The organism is Nitrobacter sp., assembly GCF_047149785.1.
In the GTDB taxonomy this organism is placed as follows: Bacteria; Pseudomonadota; Alphaproteobacteria; order Rhizobiales; family Xanthobacteraceae; genus Nitrobacter.
This window is the reverse complement of record NZ_BAAGBE010000001.1, coordinates 584,781-607,889: the sequence shown is the minus strand read 5'-3', so window position 1 is coordinate 607,889 and position 23,109 is coordinate 584,781. Positions and strand designations below refer to the sequence as shown.

General features: G+C 61.4%; 23 protein-coding genes. 12 read left to right on the top strand and 11 right to left on the bottom strand.

What is annotated here, in order from left to right; translation table 11 throughout:
* Positions 1–11 precede the first annotated feature (11 nt).
* The 3 genes from ACMDCM_RS02785 to ACMDCM_RS02775 form a co-directional block, all read right to left on the bottom strand.
* The gene (locus tag ACMDCM_RS02785; protein WP_412772144.1) at positions 12–887 is read right to left on the bottom strand and encodes a branched-chain amino acid ABC transporter permease; all 876 of its coding nucleotides are present in this window, start codon (positions 885–887) and stop codon (positions 12–14) included.
* 117 nt (positions 888–1,004) lie between these two features.
* On the bottom strand, positions 1,005–2,360 hold the full coding sequence (locus ACMDCM_RS02780) for a substrate-binding protein (protein WP_412772143.1): 1,356 nt from the start codon (positions 2,358–2,360) through the stop codon (positions 1,005–1,007).
* A 264-nt stretch (positions 2,361–2,624) separates the two neighbouring features.
* A complete protein-coding gene (locus tag ACMDCM_RS02775; protein ID WP_412772142.1) occupies positions 2,625–3,296 on the bottom strand; it encodes a Crp/Fnr family transcriptional regulator in 672 nt (223 codons plus the stop codon).
* Between the two features lie 182 nt (positions 3,297–3,478).
* Between ACMDCM_RS02775 and ACMDCM_RS02770 the strand changes: the two genes are divergently transcribed.
* Positions 3,479–3,955 carry a hypothetical protein gene (locus tag ACMDCM_RS02770; protein ID WP_412772141.1) on the top strand — a complete coding sequence of 159 codons (477 nt, stop codon included), beginning with the start codon at positions 3,479–3,481 and terminating at the stop codon, positions 3,953–3,955.
* A 6-nt stretch (positions 3,956–3,961) separates the two neighbouring features.
* Here ACMDCM_RS02770 and ACMDCM_RS02765 read toward each other — a convergent pair whose 3' ends face one another.
* From ACMDCM_RS02765 to ACMDCM_RS02750, 4 genes are read right to left on the bottom strand one after another with little or no spacing between them, the layout of a single operon-like run.
* A complete protein-coding gene (locus tag ACMDCM_RS02765; protein WP_412772140.1) occupies positions 3,962–5,221 on the bottom strand; it encodes an adenosylmethionine--8-amino-7-oxononanoate transaminase in 1,260 nt (419 codons plus the stop codon).
* Entirely contained in the window at positions 5,218–5,859 is a 642-nt protein-coding gene (gene bioD / locus ACMDCM_RS02760) for a dethiobiotin synthase (RefSeq protein ID WP_412772139.1), read from the bottom strand. The genes ACMDCM_RS02765 and bioD overlap by 4 nt, the downstream gene beginning before the upstream one ends.
* A complete protein-coding gene (locus ACMDCM_RS02755; RefSeq protein WP_412772138.1) occupies positions 5,856–6,986 on the bottom strand; it encodes an 8-amino-7-oxononanoate synthase in 1,131 nt (376 codons plus the stop codon). Before ACMDCM_RS02755 ends, bioD begins: the two co-directional genes overlap by 4 nt.
* A 59-nt stretch (positions 6,987–7,045) precedes the next feature.
* A complete protein-coding gene (locus ACMDCM_RS02750) occupies positions 7,046–7,339 on the bottom strand; it encodes a Dabb family protein (protein WP_412772137.1) in 294 nt (97 codons plus the stop codon).
* Positions 7,340–7,615: 276 nt separating this feature from the next.
* On the opposite strand from ACMDCM_RS02750, the gene ACMDCM_RS02745 reads away from it, so the two are divergent.
* The 4 genes from ACMDCM_RS02745 to nadC are packed head-to-tail and all read left to right on the top strand — an operon-like array spanning position 7,616 to position 12,005.
* On the top strand, positions 7,616–8,566 hold the full coding sequence (locus ACMDCM_RS02745; RefSeq protein ID WP_412774643.1) for an NUDIX hydrolase: 951 nt from the start codon (positions 7,616–7,618) through the stop codon (positions 8,564–8,566).
* 50 nt (positions 8,567–8,616) lie between these two features.
* Positions 8,617–9,600 (top strand): quinolinate synthase NadA, encoded by a 984-nt coding sequence (gene nadA, locus ACMDCM_RS02740; RefSeq protein WP_412772136.1) that lies wholly within the window; start codon positions 8,617–8,619, stop codon positions 9,598–9,600.
* The gene (locus ACMDCM_RS02735; protein WP_412772135.1) at positions 9,597–11,129 is read left to right on the top strand and encodes an L-aspartate oxidase; all 1,533 of its coding nucleotides are present in this window, start codon (positions 9,597–9,599) and stop codon (positions 11,127–11,129) included. Before nadA ends, ACMDCM_RS02735 begins: the two co-directional genes overlap by 4 nt.
* Positions 11,130–11,141: 12 nt before the next feature.
* Positions 11,142–12,005: a carboxylating nicotinate-nucleotide diphosphorylase gene (nadC, locus tag ACMDCM_RS02730; RefSeq protein WP_412772134.1), complete on the top strand. Its 864-nt coding sequence runs from the start codon at positions 11,142–11,144 to the stop codon at positions 12,003–12,005.
* A 26-nt stretch (positions 12,006–12,031) separates the two neighbouring features.
* Here the strand turns inward: nadC and ACMDCM_RS02725 are convergent, their stop codons facing one another.
* Positions 12,032–12,460 (bottom strand): hypothetical protein, encoded by a 429-nt coding sequence (locus ACMDCM_RS02725; RefSeq protein ID WP_412772133.1) that lies wholly within the window; start codon positions 12,458–12,460, stop codon positions 12,032–12,034.
* A gap of 408 nt (positions 12,461–12,868) precedes the next feature.
* Here ACMDCM_RS02725 and ACMDCM_RS02720 point away from each other — a divergent pair, with 408 nt between their 5' ends.
* The 4 genes from ACMDCM_RS02720 to ACMDCM_RS02705 all read left to right on the top strand — a co-directional run bounded on the left by ACMDCM_RS02720 (position 12,869) and on the right by ACMDCM_RS02705 (position 17,451).
* Entirely contained in the window at positions 12,869–13,162 is a 294-nt protein-coding gene (locus ACMDCM_RS02720; RefSeq protein ID WP_412772132.1) for a hypothetical protein, read from the top strand.
* Positions 13,163–13,256: 94 nt separating this feature from the next.
* Positions 13,257–13,454: a hypothetical protein gene (locus ACMDCM_RS02715; RefSeq protein WP_412772131.1), complete on the top strand. Its 198-nt coding sequence runs from the start codon at positions 13,257–13,259 to the stop codon at positions 13,452–13,454.
* Positions 13,455–13,904: 450 nt separating this feature from the next.
* A complete protein-coding gene (locus tag ACMDCM_RS02710) occupies positions 13,905–16,298 on the top strand; it encodes a phosphoketolase family protein (RefSeq protein WP_412772130.1) in 2,394 nt (797 codons plus the stop codon).
* Positions 16,299–16,308: 10 nt separating this feature from the next.
* Positions 16,309–17,451 (top strand): acetate/propionate family kinase, encoded by a 1,143-nt coding sequence (locus tag ACMDCM_RS02705; protein ID WP_412772129.1) that lies wholly within the window; start codon positions 16,309–16,311, stop codon positions 17,449–17,451.
* A 179-nt stretch (positions 17,452–17,630) separates the two neighbouring features.
* On the opposite strand, the gene ACMDCM_RS02700 is transcribed toward ACMDCM_RS02705, so the two are convergent.
* Entirely contained in the window at positions 17,631–18,032 is a 402-nt protein-coding gene (locus ACMDCM_RS02700; protein WP_412772128.1) for a PadR family transcriptional regulator, read from the bottom strand.
* A gap of 532 nt (positions 18,033–18,564) precedes the next feature.
* Positions 18,565–18,765 carry a hypothetical protein gene (locus ACMDCM_RS02695; RefSeq protein ID WP_412772127.1) on the bottom strand — a complete coding sequence of 67 codons (201 nt, stop codon included), beginning with the start codon at positions 18,763–18,765 and terminating at the stop codon, positions 18,565–18,567.
* Between the two features lie 312 nt (positions 18,766–19,077).
* Between ACMDCM_RS02695 and ACMDCM_RS02690 the strand changes: the two genes are divergently transcribed.
* The gene (locus ACMDCM_RS02690; protein WP_412772126.1) at positions 19,078–19,809 is read left to right on the top strand and encodes an HAD-IA family hydrolase; all 732 of its coding nucleotides are present in this window, start codon (positions 19,078–19,080) and stop codon (positions 19,807–19,809) included.
* A 75-nt stretch (positions 19,810–19,884) separates the two neighbouring features.
* On the opposite strand, the gene ACMDCM_RS02685 is transcribed toward ACMDCM_RS02690, so the two are convergent.
* Positions 19,885–21,243: a glycosyltransferase family 4 protein gene (locus ACMDCM_RS02685; RefSeq protein ID WP_412772125.1), complete on the bottom strand. Its 1,359-nt coding sequence runs from the start codon at positions 21,241–21,243 to the stop codon at positions 19,885–19,887.
* A gap of 277 nt (positions 21,244–21,520) precedes the next feature.
* Between ACMDCM_RS02685 and ACMDCM_RS02680 the strand changes: the two genes are divergently transcribed.
* Entirely contained in the window at positions 21,521–21,748 is a 228-nt protein-coding gene (locus ACMDCM_RS02680; RefSeq protein ID WP_412772124.1) for a hypothetical protein, read from the top strand.
* A gap of 255 nt (positions 21,749–22,003) precedes the next feature.
* Positions 22,004–22,894: a hypothetical protein gene (locus ACMDCM_RS02675; protein WP_412772123.1), complete on the top strand. Its 891-nt coding sequence runs from the start codon at positions 22,004–22,006 to the stop codon at positions 22,892–22,894.
* Positions 22,895–23,109: the final 215 nt, after the last annotated feature.

Sequence of the window (23,109 nt, the reverse complement as noted above, 5' to 3'; positions counted from 1 at the left end):
GACGATCGCGCTCATTCGCGTCCCTGTGCGCCGAGCAGGCCATGAGGCCGCAGCACCAGCACGAGCGTCATCGCCACGAACAGCATGACGTAGGCATAACCGGGATTGATCATCGAGGTGATGCTGATGATCTCGCCGGCAATCAGCCCCCCCAGAATGGCGCCCGGAAACGACCCGACGCCGCCGATCACCACGACCACGAACGTCTGGACCAGGATGTCGTCGCCGATGCCGGGCGTCAGCGACACCACCGGCGCGTTGATGATACCGGCAAAGCCGGCCGCCATCGCCCCGATCCCGAACACAACCATGAACACCCGGTAGACGTTGATCCCGAGCGAATCCACCATGACGGAATCCTCGATGCCGGCCCGCACGATCATGCCCAGCCGCGTGCGGTAGAGCATGATGAACAGGACGGCGAGCGCGACGGCGACGATGCCGACGACCGCGATGCGATAGGTCGGATAGAACACGAAGCCGAGCGACGTAATGCCCTGGAGAAGCGGCGGCGGCGGCACGATCTGCGACTGACTGGAGAAAATGAACCGAACGATTTCGACGAAACAGATGCCCAGGCCGAACGTCACCAGAAGCTGGTCTTCATGGGGACGATGATAGAAGTGGCGGATGATCACGCGCTCCATCACGATGCCGAGGATCATGACGAACAGCGAGCCCGCGATCACCGCAACAACGAACGAGTTGGTATAGGTGTACGCGGCATAGCCGGCATAACCGCCGAGCATGAACATGGCGCCGTGCGCGAGGTTCAGCACGCCGAGCGTGCCGTAGATGATGGTCAGGCCGGAACTGATCAACGCCAGCAAGGCGCCGAGCGCCAGCCCGTTGAAAAGTTGCGAGACCAAATTTGGCCAGTTCATCATGAAACGCTGTCGCCAAAGACGATTGGAAAGGAAGATCGTTCACAAGACGCATCGGGAAATGCGAAACCGGCGCCGAGGCGGTGGGTGACCGACCGCGGCGCCGTCGTCTATTTTCGATCAGGTATAGCCGCCGAGCTTGCAGCCGAAGGCGTCCGGCTTCTGGATAATGCCCTCGCCCGGGACGATCTCGACGATGTCGTAGTAGTCCTCCTTGTTCTTCATCGCTTTGGGATCCTTGCCCTTGACGATGATGACGGGACGGACGCACTGGTGATCTTCCGGCCGGTAGTGAACATCGCCGAGGAGAGAGGGAATGGTCTCGCCCTTCTCCCAGGTCTTGATGACATCAGGCGGGTAGAAGGTGCCGGCCTCCTCGACCATGCGCGCCCAGTGCGCGAAGCTGACATAGGCGTTTTCCGCGCCCCACTCCGGATTGTAGCCGTATTTCGCCTTGAACGATTCGTTGAACAGCTTGGCGAGCGGATACTTGTCCTCGACCGTCCACCAATAGTCGGTCGCGGCATAGACGCCGGCCATCAGACCGCCGCCGACTTCGCGCGCCAGGAACGGCACCTGATAGGGAACCACGAGCTTCATCTTGTCGAGCACGCCGAACTGCTTGGCCTGCTGGATCGACAGCACCGCATCATGGCCCCAGTTGACGTTGATCAGAAGGTCCGCGCCCGAGTTGGCGACGTTGAGCAGATAGGACGAGTAGTCCGGCGCGCCGAGCGGCGAAACCTGGTTGGTCACTGTGGTCCAGCCGGCATCCTTGGTCATGTCCTGCATCGACTTGGTCACCGTGTGACCATAGGTATAGTCCGGCGTCATGTAGGCGACTTTTTTGTTCTTGCCGAACTGCTTGATCAGCACCGGCGCGATGGCGGCGGCCGCGGTCTGGCCGTAGAAGCCCTGCCGGAATCCGTAGCGCACGCAATCCTTGCCGGTGGTGTCGTTGGAGCCGGAGATCCCCGCGACGTAGAGCACGTGCTCGCGCTGCGCCAGCTTGTTGAGGGCGACGGCGACCGCGCTCGAGGTCGAGCCGGTCATCAGCACGACCTTGTTCTCGCTGATGAAGCGCTGCTCAGCCTGCACGGCTTCGTTCGGCTTGGCACCGGAATCCGCGACCACCAGCTTCACTTCCTTGCCGAGCACGCCCTTCTTGGTCTTCGGCGACAGTTTCTTCATCAGTTCGTGGCCGGAATTGAGATGGTCGACCGCGAGTTCCCAGCCCTTGAGTTCGTCCTCGCCCTGCACGGCGTAGGTGCCGGTGCGCGGCACCGCGACGCCGATGGACACCGATGAACCGGACGAGCCGGCGGGCCAGGTGCCGATCGGCGGCTTGTCGTCGGCGAAGGCCGGCACGATCAACCCTCCCGGCAGCATCACGCCGCCGATCAAGGCCGCGCCGCCCTGCAACAGGGAGCGGCGCGACACCGCCGCATTCAATTCCTGCTCAAAAATCTTCGTCATCGCGCATGCTCCTCCCAAACGTTTATGTGCAAACTCAACCCATCGCCGAAATCCAACAAACAGGCTGGCGCGCTCGTTAACCAGCGCCGACCAGGGTACCGTCACTACAAGTCCCCTTCGTCACAGGTCTGTCAATGTCACTTTCGTCGAAGGGAATGGCATTTCCGCCGAAAAATCAGGCGTCTGCCCAGCGCGCTACGCTCTCTTCGGGGGCCATCGTCGAAGCCGGCCGGAGGGTCCCGGGGGACGATTGCTCATGGCGGCTCATGGCGGCGGTGGCGTGATATCGCTTCCGCTCTCGTCCTCGGCGATCCGCATCAGTTCCGAAAGACTTTCGACCGCAATGCGCCGATCGAGCGTCTTCAGCCACCCGGCTTTTTCCCAGCCGCTCAGAATGCGGCTCGCCGAATAAAGCGTCGTTCCGGCGATATCGGCGATGTCTCTCCGACGAAGCGGGAAACGGATGACGATGCCTCGCGGGGTCGTTGCGCCCACCTGCCGGAGCAGCCGCAACAGCGCATGAGCCACGCGCCGCTCGGCGCGCTGCGTTGCGAGTTCGCGAACCCGATGCTGTACCTCCTGCAACCGACGGCCGACGATGCGAACGGCATTGATGGCGATCTGGGGGTGGTTGTTCATCAAGTCGAGCAAGGCTCTATCGCTCCAGCTCACCTCGGTTGCATCCGTCAACGTGTCGGCATCGGCGGGATAGCGCCGATCCGTGAACAGGGAGATCGCACCAAAAATGTCGCCGGGTCCGATGAAGCGCACGACGATCTGCGCGCCGTCGCTGCCGGATTGGGAAATCCTGATCCAGCCATCGATAAGGACATGAGCGCGAACGCGCGTCTCGCCCTGGTTGAACACACGAAAATCGCGCTCCAATGAACGCGTGCTGGCGGCGGCAAGAACGTCATCCAGCGCTGCCGTCGGCAAGCCTCGGAAAAGCTCGAGGTTTGAAAGGATCTGCCGAGACAGAGGCGGAGCTTTACGCATTCGCGAACAGTAATGCGACCACGCCAAAAATGATAGCGAATTGCGTTTGCGCAACTCCTGTCGAACGGCGTTGCCGTACAGGTTCAATGGTCCTCATAGTCGCCAAAGGATGCAGGTGCTTCATGAATGACGTCGTCCTCGCGCGCGCCCTCCACGTCCTCGCCGTGGTCGTCTGGATCGGCGGCGTCTCGATGGCGACAACGGTGGCCCTGCCGGCGCTCCGGCGCGGCGATCTTGGACAGAACTGGCTCAAGGCATTCGAGGCGATCGAGCGGCGTTTCATCTGGCAAGCCCGCACCTCAGTCATCATCGTCGGCTTGAGCGGCCTCTACATGACGTGGCAGCTCGACCTCTGGGACCGGTTCCGGATGCCGTCGTTCTGGTGGATGGACGCCATGGTGGGCCTCTGGCTGCTGTTCACCTTCGTGCTCTTCATCGGCGAGCCCTTAATATTGCATCGCTACTTCCATCGGTTCGCAACCGAGCGGCCGGAAGCCGCTTTTGCGCGACTGCATCGGGCGCATTGGATTCTGCTCGGGCTCAGCCTGGTGACCGTCTTCGGCGCGGTCGCGGGAAGCCATGGATGGTCGATCTTTTGATCGCGGTTATCCGATCCCGTCGACAATCTCGCCGATCGCGTCGAACACGCGATCGAGTTCCTGCGGCGTGCTGCAATAAGGCGGCATGAGATAGATCGTGTTGCCGAGCGGCCGGACCAGCAGCCCGCGGGCGAGGAAACCATCATAGAGGCGCGGGCCGATGCCGGCCAGATAGCCGGGATCACCGGTCGCGACATCGAGCGCGGCGATGGCTCCGATCTGGCGGACGTTGGTGAAACGGCGATCCCCGCGAAAGCGATCGAGGCCATGTGTATGCGCGCGCGCGACCGCCGCGATCCGTTCGATCACCGGCTCGTCCCGCCAGATCTCCAGGTTGGCGCAAGCGGCCGCGCAGGCGATCGGGTTCGCTGTGTAGGAACTGGAATGGAAGAAGGTCTTGCCGCGGTCCGTCGAATAATGCGCCTCGAAGATATCCGCTCGGCATAGCGTCACCGCAAGCGGCAGCGTGCCGCCGGTCAGGCCCTTGGAGTAGCAGGCGATATCGGGCGTCACGCCGGCCTGCTCGCAGGCGAAGCGGGTTCCGGTGCGGCCCCATCCGGTCATCACCTCGTCGGCGATCAACAGAACGCCATGGGCCTCGCAGATCCGCTTCATTTCCGTGAGCACCCGGGGCGGATAGATCAGCATGCCGCCGGCGCCGAGGATCAGCGGTTCGACGATCAGCGCCGCGACGCCGGCGTTCCGGCATGCCGTCGCGATCGCATCCAGCGTCGCCTGTTCGCGGCCCGCCGCGGGAAAGGGAATGCGCTCCACGTCGAACAGCAGCGGGTCATACGGCGCGTTGAAAATACCTCGCGCGCCGACCGACATGCCGCCGATGGTATCGCCGTGATAGGCGCCGTCCAGCGCCAGGATGCGACTGCGCCGTTCGCCGCGATTGCGCCAGAAGCCGAGCGCCATTTTCAGCGCAACCTCGACCGAGGTCGAGCCGCTGTCGGAGAAGAAGACGTAGTCGAGCCCCGGCGGCGTCATGGCGACAAGCCGACGCGCAAGCCGTTCGGCCGGTTCGTGGGTAAAGCCGGCGAAGATCACCTGATCGAGACGCTCGGCCTGATCCTTGATCGCCCGCACGATCCGAGGATGACGATGACCATGCGTCACCACCCACCACGACGAAATCGCATCGAAGATGCGTCGGCCGTCGACGGTCTCGAGCCAGGCGCCCTCACCCGTGGCGACCGGTATCGCCTCGGGCTGCAACGCATGCTGGGTGAACGGGTGCCAGACCGGAGACGCTGGCTTCATCGGTCCAGTCCCTCAAGGAAATCGCCGATATCAAACGCGCCAGCAAAAGCCTGACGCAACGTATCGCGCGTCATGGGCGCAACGCGCGGCAGCCGACCGAGACGCCGCACCTTGCCCATCTCGATGATGATCCGTTCGGTTTCGATGTTCTCGTCCCCGATGAAGGCGACGCCGAGCATCGCAACGCCCCGCGCGCGCAGCGCCTCGATCGACAACAGGCTGTGATTGATGGTGCCAAGTGCGGTACGTGCGCAGAGCACCACCGGAACGCGCCAGCGCGCCATAAGGTCGATATAAGTGATGCTGCGCGTCAAGGGCACCAGCAATCCGCCCGCGCCTTCGATGACCAGCGGACGTGCTTTCTCCGGAATCTCGAGGTTCTGGTGTTCGATCGTCACGTCGTCAATCTCGGCGGCGAAATGCGGCGACGCCGGCGTCCGCAATCGATAGGCCTCAGGCAGAATGCGCCCGGCGGCCAGTCCCGACAGCCGCAGCACGGCCTGCGAATCCGTTTCCTCGTCCAGCCCCGCCTGGATCGGCTTCCAGTAAAATCCGTCGAGAGCGCCGGCAAGCGCGGCCGAGAAAACCGTCTTGCCGATGCCGGTATCCGTACCGGTGACGATGATCCGCGCGCTCACGCAACGGCTCGCATGTCTTCGGCCAAAGCCCCGAACAAATCGGTGAGGATCGCCTCATCGACGTGGAGCGTCAGCGCGATGCGAAGCCGCGCGGTGCCTTCGGGAACTGTCGGCGGGCGGATCGCCCGAACATCGAACCCCCTGCGCTGCAATGACGCCGCCAGCGCGACCGCCGCCTGGTCGGCGCCGACGATCACCGGAAGGATCTGCGAGCCGGACGGCTCGATGTTGCAACGGCGGCGCAGTTCGCTACCGGCAAATCGCACCAGACGCGCCAGGCGTTCCCGACGCTCGGGATCGGTCCGGGAGATTTCAAGCGCTGTTCGTGTCACTGCGGCGACCAGAGGCGGAGGCGCGGTGGCAAAGATGAACGGGCGCGCGCGATTGACCAGAAAGTCGCGGATGATCTTCGGCGCGAGGATGAATCCACCGAACGTGCCGAGCGCCTTGCCGCAGGTATGCAGGGTGATGACGTTGTCGCGCCCCTCGAACGGTGCGGCGAGCCCCCGCCCCTGCGGGCCCAGCACGCCCGTCGCGTGCGCCTCGTCGATCACGATCATCGCGTCGTGACGGTCGGCAACGGCAAACAACTCCGCGAAATTGGGGCTATCGCCGTCCATGCTGTAGAGGCTTTCAACCGACAACCAGGGCCGGCCCTTGCCGCCGGCCGCGCGCCATTTCGAGATCGCCGATTCAAAAGCGTTGATATCGTTGTGCGGGACTCCGATGGATTCGGCGCGGCCACGGCGAACACCTTCATGGACGCTGGCGTGGATCAGTTCGTCATGCACGACGAGATCGCCACGCTGCGGCAGCGTCGAGAAAATGGCGAAGTTGGCGACATAGCCGCCACCGAAATAGAGCGCCGATTCAGCGCCGAAGAAGGCCGCCGCTTCGCGCTCCAGCGCTTCATGTTCAGGATGATTGCCGCGCAACAGACGCGACCCTCCGGCCCCGATCGGCGCCCCTCGCCTCAGCGCATCCACAGCGGCTTGTCGCAATTCCTCCGATGCCGCCAACGCAAGATAATCGTTCGAAGCGAGATCGATGCCTGAGCGACCGCGCAGCGCGCGAAGACGCCCGCGACCCTCGAGCGCCTTCAGATCTGCGTCATAGATTTCGTGCATCATGATATCCCCCGGCAAGAACCAAGCGCCGGGCCCAGGCCGCCAACGACAGCGGCGAGCTACTCCGACGTCACATCGCAGTCGGCCGCGAAGCGCAGATCCCGGAGCGGCCGCACCCGCCTTGTCGATTCCCGGTAGAGATCGTGCGCCTTGTACGCCGCGAGTTCCGCCTCGCTGTCGAACTCCCCGTAAACGACGATGTCGATGTCATTGCCGAGTTGATCGGTCTTCCGGTTGCGGGTGACTTCGAGCCGGCGCGCGTGCGGGATCGCCATGAGAAGCGACAGACCGTCGATCATCTCGTCGATGTCGCGCTTGTCTTTCGCGGTGAATAAAACGATGTGACGAATCATGGCTGGCCGTAAAGTAGAGGAGGATCCTGATCTCATGACTATCTTGCCATCACCTCCGACGCAACGCTAACGGCGTGGCGCAATGTCTCCGTTGGTGCGGTGATTTTCACAAGCCGGAGACGTCCGGTTGAATATTGCGTCAAATACTGCCCTTATAGGGATAGCTCTCTTCCGATGTCGGCAACCGATACACCCGATCTCGACGCCTGAACACGCTCGATGAGTGACCCGCTTGCAATGAGTGATCCGGCCGGCCACGTACGTCCCGAGGCACAGATGCGCCCGGTCTCCGCCGCATCCAAACAAGGGATCGCGGCCGACCTGATCGCGCTGCTGGCGGCGGTCACCGCCGGCGACCCCCGCGTTTTGACCATTCAGGATCAGCGTGCGCTCCCGTCAGGCCCTTTCGAACTGGCTCATCGGTCGCTGCAATCGGGACTCCGCGCCTGGGTCGAGCGCCAGACAGGACTGCCGCTGGGCTATGTCGAGCAACTCTACACCTTCGCGGATCGGGATCGCACGGGCTCCTCCGACCAGCGCGTCATCTCGATCAGTTACCTCGGCCTCACCCGGGAGCAGGCCCAGTCCGGCCAATATGAGGCAAGCTGGCGCAGTTGGTACGACTATTTTCCATGGGAAGATCATCGCCTCGGCACGCCGCCCATGGAAAAGGCGCTCCGGTCCGGCCTTGCCGCCTGGGCCGGGGCGGCGCCCGACCGCGCCACACGACGCGACCGCCGGCAACGAGCGGCGATGCTGTTCGGTTTCGACGGTCATCTCTGGAACGAGGAACTTGTCCTGCAACGCTACGAGTTGCTCTACGAGGCGCGGCTGATCCCGGAAGCCCTGCGAGGCGATCGTCCGTCCGCACCGGCGGCCGACGCCGCGACCATACCGGGCGATCCCATGATTTTGGACCATCGTCGGATCCTGGCGACCGGGATCGCGAGACTCCGGGCCAAAATCAAATATCGCCCGGTCGTCTTCGAGCTGATGCCGGACACGTTCACGCTGCTGCAATTGCAACGCTGCGTTGAGGCGCTGGCCGGGAAACTCGTGCACAAACCGAACTTTCGCCGTTTGATCGAGCAGCAGGAGCTTGTGGAGGATACCGGCGCGACGAGCCAGGAGACCGGCGGACGGCCGGCGAAACTCTTCCGTTTCCGCCGCGCGGTGCTGGCGGAGCGCGCGATCGCTGGGACCAAATTACCCATTTCCGGGTCTTGACAAGACTTATACTCAATATCAGTATAATGGATGTTGATCGGAGTGTAGTCATGTCGGCAATCCTGGAACTGCGACCGTCGACCCGGATCTACCCCAGAGTGCGGCACGCGATCCCCGAGATCGAATGGCCCACATTCGCCGACGACGTCGATGCGATCATCGAGCTGAAGAAACGTCGCAACGCCGTCATCCTTGCGCACAACTACCAGACGCCGGAGATCTTTCACGGCGTCTCCGATATCGTCGGCGACAGCCTCGCGCTGGCCCGCGAGGCCACGCAGGTGGAAGCCGACGTCATCGTGCTCGCCGGCGTGCACTTCATGGCGGAAACCGCCAAGTTGCTCAATCCGGCAAAGACGGTCCTGATTCCGGACCTTGGCGCCGGCTGCTCGCTTGCGGATTCGATCACGCCCGAAGACGTGCGGCTGTTGCGGCAGACCTATCCCGGCGTTCCGATCGTGACTTATGTGAACACGTCGGCGGCGGTGAAGGCGGAGTCCGACATCTGCTGCACGTCCGGAAATGCGAAAGCCGTCGTCGAGTCGCTCGGCGTCGAGCGCGTCATCATGCTGCCCGACGAATATCTGGCGAAGAACATCGCGGCCGAAACCCGCATCAAGATCATCGCCTGGCGCGGGCATTGCGAGGTCCACGAGCGTTTCAGCGCCGAAGAGGTGCGGCAGCTACGCGACAATTACCCCGGCGTCGTCGTCCTGGCCCATCCGGAGTGTCCGCCGGAGGTCGTGGCTGAAGCCGATTTCGCCGGATCGACCGCCGCGATGGCTTCCTATGTTGCCACCCGACGGCCGCCCAGAGTCATGTTGCTGACGGAATGCTCGATGAGCGACAACATCGCGACCGATTATCCCGGGCTCGAGTTCATCCGTCCCTGCAATCTGTGCCCGCACATGAAACGGATCACGCTCGGCAATATCCGCCATGCGCTGGAAACGATGCGGCACGAAGTCACGATCGCGCCGGAGATCGCCTCCCGCGCGCGCCTCGCCGTCGAGCGAATGCTGGCGATAAAATGACAACTATGCACGACACTAGCGGCGCCGCCGTCGTCATCGGCGGGGGCCTCGCCGGGTTGATGACGGCGCTCGCGCTGGCGCCGCAGCCGGTGCTGCTTCTGAGCAGCGCATCATTGGGCCTGGAAACATCGAGCATCCTGGCGCAAGGCGGCATTGCCGCCAGCATCGGGCCGGATGACGACGCATCGCTGCATCTGGCGGACACCCTCGCCGCCGGCGACGGCCTTTGCGACGAGGCTGTCGCCGCGGCAATCCTCGCCGCCGCACCGGCTGCGATCGACCGGCTGTTGCAACTCGGCGTGGCTTTCGACCGCGACGCCAACGGCAACCTCGCGCTTGGCCTTGAGGCAGCTCATTCGCGCCGCCGGATCGTCCATGCGGGAGGGGACGCGAGCGGACGCGATATCATTCGCACCCTCGCCCGCCGCGTCTACGAGACGCCCTCGATCACGGTCCTTGAGGCGACCCGCGCGCAGCGGCTGATCGTCGAGGACAACACGGTGAGAGGCGTCGTTTGCCAGACCGAGCGCGATCCCGTGGCGTTTGTCACCGACCGCGTCGTCATCGCCACCGGGGGCATCGGCGGGTTGTTCCTTCACGGGACCAATCCGGCGGGATCGTGCGGCCAGGGTCTGGCGCTCGCCGCGCGGGCCGGCGCGATCCTGGCCGATCTCGAATTCGTCCAGTTTCATCCGACCGCGCTCGACACCGGCTCCTTCCCGCTGAAACTCGTCAGCGAGGCGGTGCGTGGCGAGGGCGCGATCCTCATTGACGAGCAAGGCGATCGTTTCATGGCGGATACGCCCGGCGCCGACCTCGCGCCCCGCGACGTCGTCGCGCGCGCCGTCTGGCGACATATGACAGTCGGCCACCGTGTCTTTCTCGATGCGCGGAACTTGCGAGGGATCGATTTCGCGCGGCGTTTCCCGGCGATCACCTCGTTCTGCCGCGAGGCAGGAATCGATCCCGTAACGCAGCCGATCCCGGTCCGTCCGGCCGCGCATTATCACATGGGTGGAATTTCCGTCGATAGACGGGGGAGATCGTCCATCGCCGGTCTCTGGGCGTGCGGCGAAGCCGCCTGCACGGGGCTTCATGGCGCGAACCGGCTGGCCAGCAATTCGCTTCTCGAGGCGGCGGTGTGCGCAGGCTTCGTCGCGCAGGACATCGCCGGCACGCCCTCCATGAAGCGGCGAACCGTCAGGGCACCCGCAGGACGCATCGGCAGCAGCGATCCGTCCCCGGTCCGGCCGATCCTGTCGCGCGCCGCCGGGGTGCTGCGCGACGGCGACGGATTGCGCGCAGCCGCGCGCGCCTTGTCGCCGCTTGCCGCCTCGCAGCAGGCCGCAAGCGATCCTGCCATCGTCGCTTTGATGATCGTGACCGCAGCACTTCGCCGTGAGGAAACCCGCGGCGCGCATGCGCGCACCGATTTTCCCGACCAGGCAGTCCGCGCGACACGAGCGACGCTGCGCCTGTCCGATGCGCTCGACGCCGCACAAGACTACATCGCCGATCCGGTCAGCTAGCCGAGGAACACGATGCCCTCCCCGGCCCTTCCGCGCATCCTGATCGAACCGCTGGTTCGCACGGCCTTGCTTGAGGACATTGGCCGCGCGGGCGATCTTACGACCGACGCGATCGTGCCGGTCGGCCACCGCGCCACCACCCTCGTCGTCGCTCGCCAGCAAGGGACGGTCGCCGGGCTCGATCTGGCGCGGCTCGCTTTCCAGCTTATCGATCCGGCGATCGAGATGCACATCGCGCATGACGACGGCGCAACCGTCCAGCCTGGCGACGTGATCGCGACCCTGTCCGGCCCCGCGCGAGGCATTCTGACGGCGGAGCGCGTCGCGCTGAATTTCCTGTGCCGCCTGAGCGGAATCGCCACGGCGACGGCGTCGGTGGTCGCTGCGGTTCGAGACTACAAGGCGAGGATCGTCTGCACCCGCAAGACGACGCCCGGATTACGCACGATCGAAAAATACGCGGTTCGCGTCGGCGGCGGCAGCAACCACCGGTTCGGCCTCGACGATGCCGTTCTCATCAAGGACAACCATGTGGCCATCGCCGGCAGCGTCACCGAAGCGCTGCGGCGCGCGAAGAATTCCGTCGGCCATCTGGTCAAGATCGAACTGGAGGTGGATACGCTCGATCAGCTACGCGAGGCGCTCGATCAGGGCGTCGACGCCGTGCTTCTCGACAACATGAGCCCCGATATGCTCCGGGAAGCCGTCGCGATGGTCGGGGACCGGGCGGTGACCGAAGCGTCCGGCCGCATCACGCCGGCGACGGCGCCATCCGTCGCCTCGACCGGCGTTGATCTGATTTCGATCGGCTGGCTGACGCACAGCGTCGGCGTTCTCGACATCGGGCTTGATTTCAAAAGCACGGCAAGCGCCTGATACCGAAGAGCCGTCTTGGGATCGGGTTAGTTCGAAGGCGGGTGTTTCCTGAACGGGTCCGCCGCCTCATCATAACCACGGCGACTGCTGATAAACATCAGGACCATCAACCCGCATCCGATGACAAGCGAAAAAAACGTGCCAAGGCCAAGCGCGATCCAGCCGTGTATGGTCATCGCGGCGCCGGAGGTCTGGTTGAGGACTGCGATCATCCACACGCCTGTAATGATGAGGATGGCCGTCAACACGACCAGAATCACAATTTTGCCTTTGCCTATACCTTCCATAGCGGTGCCTTTCGTTTTTGTTTGTAAGCCTGACCGTTCTCGACTGGCTCCGGCGAATTCTACCTCGGAAGCGCGGTCCGTCGGCGAGCATATCGATATTGTGATCGTCCAGTTTTCCGTATCTTGTGGGAGTGCCGGACGGATCAGAACCTTGTTGGTCGATAGCATCCTCAATGATGTATTTTTGATATATCTTTATATAGCCTTCTATGCGCTCATGTAAGGGGGCAACAGGGCTAATTTCCAGTTATCGAGTATGCCCCTGCAGCCACATCGGGAAATCCGCCAGTGGCTTCATAGGGGACCTGGGTTCGCGCAGGCCGTTCCCCCCAAATTCTGAGACTAACCGTTCGCGCGCGATCGCTGAGCGAGCGATATAATCTGCGATCGGCGTCGCCGCCAATCGCCGGCATTATGGTGCTGGCGATGCCTGCGCAGTCTTTATCGACCGTCAACTCAAGGGTCCCTATGGCTCTTCGTCGGGTCTCTACAAGCTCGGTCCCTATGTCAAAGGCACCAAGGAGCAGCGACCGCAGTCGCTGCGCGACAACAGCAAGGTGACGCGCATCAACCTCGATGCGTCAGGCAAGCGCGCGACCGTTATCGGAAATCGGCGAGCGTTACGATCCGATCGCCAACACCGGCACGGTCGGCCGTAATTTCACGCACCGGACCATTTCCGACGTCACGAGTTTCTTCGATCCTGCCAAATTTAATTTTACGTGCGCGTCAGGAAGTCCCAATAGCAGCCCGCTCCAAATATTGGAATCGATCGTCCATGACCTTGGATCGATTCGATCCAAAATCATCGTGATCTTAGGGCATTCCATATTTGAAAAGCGCAATGACAATGATGAAAACAAGAAATAGCGCCAATACGCCAAGGATGTAACCGTTCCGGCGGCCCCGATCCCTCCCTCCTTCGAATTCCCGCGTAGAACTGCGCCAGTGCCGAAGATCGTTCATGATTTATGCTTCCGTCGTTTCAAAGGCCGTGTTTCAAACCATGCTGGATCAAGATCACAGCCATGTGTCCGTCGTAGAGATCCTGTCCATCCGCGTTGTGGCTCTCTGTCCTTTTCTGGAGCAAACCGTGCAAGCCTTCAACCCTCTCGGCGATGGCGTTCCAATAAAAAGGCAACCGGCATCTGTCGGTGCCTGATGCCAGTTGACCGGCATCACGATCATGATGCCATGAGCGGCAAACCCGGAGAGCGGATAAATCCCGTTCATCCGGTCATCCGTCTGGCCCGGCGAGCAGTTAGGATAACAACGACGGCCCGGGAACCGGGCTTGAGCGATTTTGTTTCCTGAGATGTCCCTCAGTAAGGAGGCGGAAATGGCGGAATCAGTCCGACAAGCAAATCACCGGACGAGTGATGCGCGAACTCGAACACAGTGAGCTGAGAAGCGGTGCGGGTGGGCCGCAAAGGCGATCCTGTGAAAAGGCGGCGGCCGGCGATCGCGATCGCGCTTCGGAAATGCCCGGACGCCAGATGGAGAATGCGCCCGGCCTTCGCTGATTTCGGGAAGGCCGGTGTGAACTTCGATCACGGTCCGGCGCACGTCAACCGGGTCTGCCCGACACTCATCCATTCGGGGTATGACAAAGATGTCTGCAACAGAAAAGACCGCGCGCACTCGATCCGACACCGGACTTCAATTGCTGGACCGCTATTGGCGCGCCGCGAATTTCCTGTCGGTCGGCCAGATCTATCTGTTGGATAATCCTCTGCTGCGCGAGCCTTTGCGGCCGGAGCATATCAAACCGCGGCTGCTTGGCCACTGGGGCACGACGCCGGGCCTGAACTTCGTCTATGTTCATCTCAACCGGGTCATCAAAGCCCGCGATCTGAACATGATCTTCGTCTGCGGCCCGGGTCATGGCGGCCCGGGCATGGTGGCAAATACCTACCTCGAAGGCACGTATACGGAGATCTACCCGGACATCAGTCGCGATACCGAAGGCCTTCGAAAACTGTTCCGGCAATTTTCCTTTCCCGGAGGGATTCCGAGCCACGCCGCGCCTGAGACGCCGGGCTCGATCCACGAGGGCGGTGAGCTCGGCTATGCTCTCGTTCATGCCTATGGCGCGGCGTTCGACAATCCGGATCTCGTGGTCGCATGCGTGATCGGCGACGGGGAAGCGGAAACAGGCCCTCTCGCAGCTTCCTGGCACTCGAACAAATTCCTCGATCCTGTCCATGACGGCGCCGTGCTGCCGATCCTGCATCTCAATGGCTACAAGATCGCGAATCCCACGATTCTGGCACGTCTGGATGAGGAGGAGTTGTTCAGCCTGCTCAGAGGTTATGGACACGAGCCGCTGGCGGTTGAAGGCGATGACCCGATCGAGATGCACAGGCTCATGACAAAGGCGGTCGACGAAGCGCTCGACCGGATCGTGGACATCCAACGAACGGCAAGAAGTGGAAAAAGCCCACGGCGGCCGCGATGGCCGCTCATCGTCTTGCGAAGCCCGAAGGGGTGGACAGGACCTAAAGAAGTCGACGGCAAGAAGGTGGAAGGCTTTTGGCGTGCTCACCAGGTACCCGTTGACGGCGTCAGATCAAATCCCGCCCACCTTGAAATTCTAGAGACCTGGCTGCGCAGTTATCAGCCCGAAGCATTGTTCGATGAAGGCGGGCGCCTCGTGACTGACTTGCAGGCGTTGGCGCCCGAAGGCGCGCGCCGCATGGGCGCCAATCCCCATGCCAACGGCGGCACGCTGAAACGCAAGTTGGAGTTGCCGGACTACCGGGCCGCCGCCGTCGAGGTTCGATCGCCCGGAAGCATCATGGCTGAAGCGACGCGGATCATGGGAGGCTTTATCCGCGATGCGATCAAGCTTAATGCCGAAGCGAGAATATTCCGCCTGATGGGGCCGGACGAAACCGCCTCCAACAGGCTGGACGACGTTTTTGAAGCAACGGATCGCGTCTGGGCCGAAAAGATCGAACCCTACGACGTCCATCTCGCGCCGAGCGGCCGCGTCATGGAGGTGTTGAGCGAGCACTTATGCCAGGGTTGGCTCGAAGGCTATCTCCTCACCGGCCGGCACGGCTTGTTCAACTGCTACGAGGCCTTCGTCCACATCGTCGACTCGATGTTCAACCAGCACGCCAAATGGCTCGAGGTGTCGCGCCGCCTGCCGTGGCGTCGTCCCATCGCTTCGCTGAACTACCTATTGAGTTCGCATGTCTGGCGACAGGACCACAACGGCTTCAGTCATCAGGATCCAGGCTTTGTCGATCTCGTCGCCAACAAGGATGCGGACATTGTGCGTATCTACTTTCCACCCGATGCCAACACGCTGTTGTGGGTGACCGATCATTGCTTGCGGACATATGACCGCATCAATGTCATCGTGGCCGGCAAGCAACCGGCGCCGCAGTGGCTTTCAATGGCGGAGGCCGAAACGCATTGTGCGGCCGGCATCGGCATCTGGCCGTGGGCCGGTACGGAAGCAACAGAACCACCCGATCTCATCATGGCTTGCGCCGGCGATGTTCCCACGCTGGAGACGCTGGCAGCAGTCACGCTGCTGCGAGAGGCTTTTCCGGATCTTCGCATCCGCGTCGTCAACGTTGTCGATCTCATGACGTTGCAGCCGCAAGAACAGCATCCGCACGGGCTATCCGACAAGGAGTTCGACCGGATCTTTCTGCCCGACAGGCCGACGATCTTCGCTTATCACGGCTATCCGTACATGATTCATCGCCTGACCTACCACCGCGCCAACCACGCGAATATGCATGTCCGTGGCTTTCGCGAGAAGGGCACGACGACGACGCCATTCGACATGGTCGTGCTCAACGAGCTTGATCGATATCATCTCGCCATGGCAGCTATCGAACGCATCCCGGCGCTTGCTGCGAAAGGTGCGTCAGCAACGCAGACGTTTCACGCCAAACTGATCGAGCATCATCGCTACGTGCGAGCCCATGGACAGGACATGCCGGAGGTTCGGAACTGGCACTGGCAAGGCAAGCAAACCATCGACTGAGGGGCGAACCGTGCAAACGATTCTGGCGCTCAACGCCGGCTCATCCAGCGTCAAGTTCGCTCTTTTCGACATCCAGGCGTCGGCGCCTCAACTGCTATTCCGAGGTATGCTGGACCGACGCGCCGACAACAGCCGCTTCGTTGTGACAAATGCTGCCGGGATGCCCGTTCGCGACGATAAACCTCCGTCCGATCCCGACGCCGATCTCACAATCTCGTTGCTGGAACGACTTGAGCCCTTGCTTGAGGGTCGCGAACTGGATGGCGTTGGCCATCGCGTCGTTCATGGCGGACCTGATTTTTCCGAGCCTGTTTCGATCGATCGGGACGTTATCCAAAGACTTGATCAGCTAGCGCCGATGGCGCCGCTGCACCAGCCCGATTGCCTGCGGCCGATCCACAGTCTTTTGTCGGCGCGGCCGGGTCTGCGTCAGGTCGCATGTTTTGACACGGCGTTTCATCGCACACTTTCGTCCCTCTACCACCGCTTGCCGCTGCCGGCTGAGTTCGAGGCACGCGGTATTCGGCGCTATGGATTTCACGGGCTTTCATTTGAATATATCGCGGGTCAGTTTACCCAGCCCGGCCTGCGTATCGTCGCAGCGCATCTTGGCAGCGGTTGCAGTGTCTGCGCTCTTCAGCACGGCAGAAGCGTCAACACGTCCATGAGTTTCACACCGCTCGACGGACTGATGATGGGAACCCGCTGCGGTACCCTTGATCCCGGTGTTGTCCTTTATTTGCAGCAGGCTGAGCAAATGCCTTTGGGCGACATCGAGGAGCTGCTTTACCATAAATCCGGCTTGCTCGGCGTGTCGGGTTTGTCGGCAGACATGCGCGTCCTGCTCCGCAGTGCGGATCCAAAAGCGAAAGAAGCAGTCACCCAATTTTGCGCGCGTGTTGCCGAGCACATCGCCGTGATGGCTGTCGCATTGGGCGGCATGGATTTGCTGGTCTTTACCGGCGGCATCGGCGAGAACAGCGCCGAAGTTCGCGAGGATGTTTGCACTCGCCTGAACTGGCTGGGTGTTCGCTCGAACAAGAGCAAGGCATCGACTGCTGGCAAGACGATCGATGTTCGGGTGATACCCACCAACGAAGAACTCGTAATCGCACGACAAGTGGTCAAGGTGAGCGAGCGTGCCAACACCTGATATGCCCGCGGCAGCGCCGGGGCACCGCGGCGGCCGGTTCTTCATGCGGACGGGCAGAAACCCATCTCAAGCGCTCGGGCTCCGCGCCACTCCGTGTCAAAACTATCTCCGCCGCCGGTTTCACTCCGGAGCGAACGCCGACCGGCCCCCGCGCATGTACCCTCTCCTGCCCGTCGTCTTTATTTTCTCGGCATGGCGGCGCGGGCGAGGACATCCAAAAGGCCTTCCGTGGCGTTTTCGTCGGCCTCTTTCAACCTTTCCGCGAGTCCGAGCGCTTTCCGCCAGCGACTGACGCGTTCGCCGAGCGCATTCAGGCGATTGAGGACGGCGTCGGCGCGATCGCGATTCTGCTCCAGGAAAGCGCGCCCCTGGTCCGTGATGGAAAAGAGCCTCGGAGGATCGGCGGATGCGGTCAGATGGCCCGATTCCACCAGATTCGCCAGCATGGGATGGACAACGTTGGGGCTGGGCAAAAACCAGTCAGCCGTCATTTTCTCGATCGTTTGGATGACATCGTAACCATGACGGGGGGCCTCGGCAGTAAGCGCGAGTGCAACCAGACGCAGATCGTCTTCGGCCACACCCTTTGATGATGGAGCCGTCATTTTCGTTCTCCGTGAAGATATCTTTGCACGAAAGAAACCCATATTATGCTGTAACGCAAGACATATTTCTCCGGTCGGCTGGACCGTGTTCCGTGCGCTCCGGGACGTCCGCCGCCTCAATCAGGCGCCCGTCCGAACCTGTCGTAACCGTCTTTCCGAGGTAACGTTCCGGAACTCGCGGCGTCCGTATCGTAACCGACCCGGAATGCCGCGCGTCGATATGCTGATGCAACGACAGGCGTATGAGAAAAGCGCGTTGTGTTAATCCGGTCACAGCCGAATCAGCCGGACATCGATCACTCTGGAGCCGTATGGCTGCAAACAAGGTAACGGCAGTACACAGGGCTGGACGATCTCCAAGCTTCGCCTCGAGCCATCCCGGAAAGGGATGGCTCTTTTTCTTTGATCCCGGCCGGTCCACTCGGCCGTCGAATGCGCTCGTGCGCACTCTGGGCCGCGCCATGGGGTCCAAACGCTTGGCTTTAGTGGATGCGCGTCGGATCTACGTCTACTTTGGCGTCTGCAGTCCCGACGAATTCACCCACGCATCGATATGAGCCGCCGTATCCGCCTGGCGTGCTCTCTTTAACGCCTCTTCCCGGCGAGCGCCCGGAGGAAGCTCATCAGCAGCTTTGCGAGCGTTTGCCGCAAACTCGACCAGACGATCCTTCAAAGGCTTTTGCTGAATAATACCACGTCGCACCGTCATGGCGTTGCTCCCTTGTTTTGAGGGGGGACGAAGCGCGAGCAGCGTTCTCGTGATCCCCTAACAGAGCCACAACCTTCGTGGTGGTTAGAGCAGTGTGCGCCTTCCGCCGCCGGAAGGCGAGTCAATTATCGCGTCTGGACCGGACCGATTCGACACTCAATGCACGGCATTAGGAATTTAGTCAATTAGACGGAATCGAGCCAATGCACACCTGTCGCACCCGGGGTATCGTTCAAACGCCAGGACGACTCCGCGCCACTTGCGCCGCCGGCATGCGTTGCCGAAGATCATGAATCGGACTATGTGAGAAAAATGAGCGAGACGTTTACCGCAAGTTTGCCGCCGGATCGTATCCGAGCATTGATTGTTCAAGCGCGCGCCCTGATCTTCGATGTCGATGGGACGCTTGCCGAGACCGAAGAGGCTCACCGCCAGGCATTCAACACAGCCTTTGCCGGAGCCGGCCTTGACTGGAACTGGGACCGCGCGACCTACAAGGAATTGCTCAGGGTGGCGGGAGGAAAGGAGCGGATCCGCGCGTTCGACACTGCGCGCGACGGACAACCGCCGCTGTTGTCGGATTCCGAAATCGCCGAGCTACACCGAATCAAAACCGGTCTTTATGCAAAGCTCATAACCGAAGGCGGCTGCCCGCTTCGACCAGGCATTCGCGCCCTGTTGGATTCGGCGCGGCGGCGCGGTCAGCCCCTGGCAATTGCAACGACGACCTCGCGCGACAATATCGATGTGTTGCTTTCGGCCTCGCTGGGCAAGGACTGGGAGAAGTGGTTTGCCGCTATTGCCGCCGGCGACGAAGTGACAAGGAAGAAGCCTGCGCCGGACGTATATCTGAAGGTGCTGTCCAAACTGGATCTGCCCGCGCATCAATGCCTCGCTGTTGAAGATTCGGGAATCGGTCTGGCCGCCGCGGCGGACGCGGGAATCCCTGTCCTGATCTCACGCAGCGCATATTTTAGCGACGATGACTTTTCGGGCGCGGCTTGTACGATCGACGATCTAACCGACGTGACAGACATTCGTTGATCGGCGACAGCCTTCACTGGTCTGCTTCTCGAATTCCATGTCAGCGTAGCGCCCCTCCTCGAGGTTTCTTCCATCTCATCGAGACAGACCGGAATCATCCTTGCCCGACAATTCAATTTCGATCGGAGCGATCGACTTTCGCGGGGAATGCCTGACGGCGCTCGGCCATTCCGACGAGGGCCGCGCCGCCCACACCTTTCGACGCGCGGCCGCTGCGGGCGCATTCATATCGAGAAGCTGCCTCATTCGCGGAATACAGACACGCGCGGCGTCATAGCGCTCGATAACGAAGCGGCGGGCAGCCTCTCTGACCGCATCGAAGCGACCCGGTTCCTGAAGCGCTTCCACGACCTTTTCAGCCAGTTCGTCGACGGCAAAAAAAGGAACCAACAGCCCGTTGTCTCCGGAACTAATGACTTCACGCACCGGCGCCGTATCGGATCCTATCACAAGGCAACCGGCGCTCATCGCTTCCAGCGCCGACCAGGATAGTACGAAGGGGTATGTCAGATAGACATGCGCCGACGACACCTGAAGTGCTTCAATAAAAGTGTTATACGGAACACCGCCCATGAAATGAACGCGCGACATATCCAACCGGTCGCGTACCTCCTCCAGGAAGATCGACTTCCAGTTGCTGCCGGCTGGCGGAGGAAGGCCGTAGGACAATCCATCTCTTCCTATAATGACAGCTTGTGCGTTGGGACGGCGCGCCATTATTTCGGGAAGCGCGCGCATGAAGATGTGATACCCCCTGAGCGGCTCGAGATTGCGCACCACAAACGTCACAATCTCATCCGAACGGCAGACCTGTCGGCCGTTCGGAAGCCTCAGGCGCGCCTGCGCATCCGGCCGCACGAGCGATGTGTCAATTCCTTCATGGATCACTTCGATCTTGCTTTGATAATGCCTTGGAAAAGTCGACTGTTGCCAACATGTGGGCGAAATTCCAACATCACACTCTGCGAGTGCTAGCAGCGTCGTCGCGTTCTTGAGCTGCAACCCGATATGGCCGTCCCGGCCCGACATCGGAAACTCCGGATCGAATCCTATGTCGCGGCCTTCAGCGCCGTAGAAAAACTCGCAATAGACGATTTGTTTAGCTTCGGGGAACATAGTGCGCAACGGCAGCGTTTCGCCCCATCCGGGATGAGCGAAAATTACGTCGGGCGCAAAACCGGCACTCGCTAGCGTCGAAAGGCTATAAAGAACCTGTTCGGCCCGCCGGCACTCGAGATCGAAACGTCTCGCAAATGGATGCGTTCCGGAGACGTCGGAATCCGGAAGCGCATATTTAATCAACTTGACCGAAGGCATCGGCTGCGCGTTCGATGCGCCAATGGCGGCGAGTTCGAAGCCTGGCTCGCCAGCCAAAGCCGACGCGAGATTGCGATACTGCGCCGGAAAGTTGTTGTGAACGAATAAAATCTTCATCGGCGTGACATCAAGCACATCTCGGTTGGAAAAAGGCGACGCGCGTCGCCTCTTTTAATAAAAATTTTTTGTCAATGAAGCCTTCAATAGCATTCTCATTCTAATTATTTCGCGCGTTGACAAGTTCCAAATGAACTGGGACCTTTGTTCATGAGCTTTAGCTTCCGTCTGACATCTTCCTGCCCTAAAAGCCGTCGAATAGTTGAGACCGCTGGATACGAATTCCGAAGTCGCTGCATAATCCCAAAATACAAGAGTGAGCGCGGAGGCATTCGCAATGAGACTTAAATTAACACAACGTTCTTCCAACGAACTGCCGCAGATCCCGCACCTGGATTTGGACAGCGTTAACGCGGTGGATACCGCCGAGAGTATCGCAGATACCATTACTCTGCTGCGCGATGAGAACGACAGATTGCGCAAGATGGCCGCAATGCTGAGCGTGGAAGCCGACGGCATTCGGCAGTCTCTCTCTCCGACGCGATCGACCGCCTTGCTGGTCTGATCTTGGGAGTCGCATGTGCCTTGCAACGACAGCTCCATTCATCACGCACATGATTGGCACCTTGAAGGAAATCTTGATCGACGCTCCCGCTGCGTTTTATCGGGAATGGAAACGAACGCATCCGGGCCGGGAGATTTTGAAATGGAAAGCCGACCATTGAGCACCGCGTCGATTGTCGGCGGCGGCCTACACAATAGCGGACTTTCCGACAGGATCGCGCGCATGGCGGACTGGCACGATCGAGGGAGATGAACAGTGGATCTGTTTCGGGGGACGACGAACGACGCTGAGCAGCACAAGGTGCTGAGTCTCGACCGCGGGCTGTTCTTCATAAACTACAAAAGCGCCGACGATTCCGTCTCTCCGCCTCGCGTATTGGTCGCGCCGGCCGAAGGGCACGAGCAACGCATGGAGATCATCCTGCATCCCGACGCGACCGAGCCTACGTTGTGGAAGCCGAATTCCGGTCTGGTGGTGCGGGTCAACGCGGCCGGCACTTTGCGGGTTCAGGTCCAGCCGGCGAGACCCGGCGGATCGCAGGCCGCTATCGTGCGGGTCGAACAGATCCATGCCGGACGAGCGGACGCCGCCGCCGGTCAGGGCAACGGCATCGGACACACCCACATTGCAACCGAAGGCCTGAAGGTGCTCGGCCACGTCGCGGGCCGCGGCGACGTCGTTGTCGGCCCCAATGCATGGATCGCGGGCCCGGCCGCGCCGTCCCGCGTGGAGGGAGTAGCTCTCGAATGGCCCGACAGGCCCGCAAGCGTGGATATCCGTTATGCGGTCCAGTTCGCCAACGGTCAGAACGGCAGCGGCAGAATGGTGCCGCTTGGCACCTATGCCGGCACCCGCGGCCTGGCACTTCCTCTTACCGCCGTGGTTCTCGAAATGAGCGGCACCGACGATCTGAAGTTTGTCGCCGAGGCAGGATTTCTGAATGCGCCAACCCTCCGCGCGACCGGCAAGCGCGTGGTGTTGTCGGGTCCGACCAATCGCGAACCGCTGGTCGGCATTCGCATAGGTATTGAACACATCGCGACCATGGAAAAGGTTGCGACGCCCGCAGCGCCCCGCAAGCCAGCCGGTTCGGCGCGGGTGCGCGTCTTCCGCAGCCAGCAGCGGCAGACGGCCGCCGCCCGATAAAAAGCCGGTTCCCGAAATTTCGGATCGTGCTCCGGAGGCCAGCAACCGCTTCGAAGCAACCAAAGCGTTAACTGGTCAGGAAGCTGCCAGATGATTCCCGGTTCCGGCAGTGACACCCAGGCACGGTTCGAACTCCCCTCGCATGTCCTGCTTGAACGCAGGGCCGCGCAAGCCCTGAAAACTCAGGACTTTCTTTCAGCATTCAAGTACGCGGA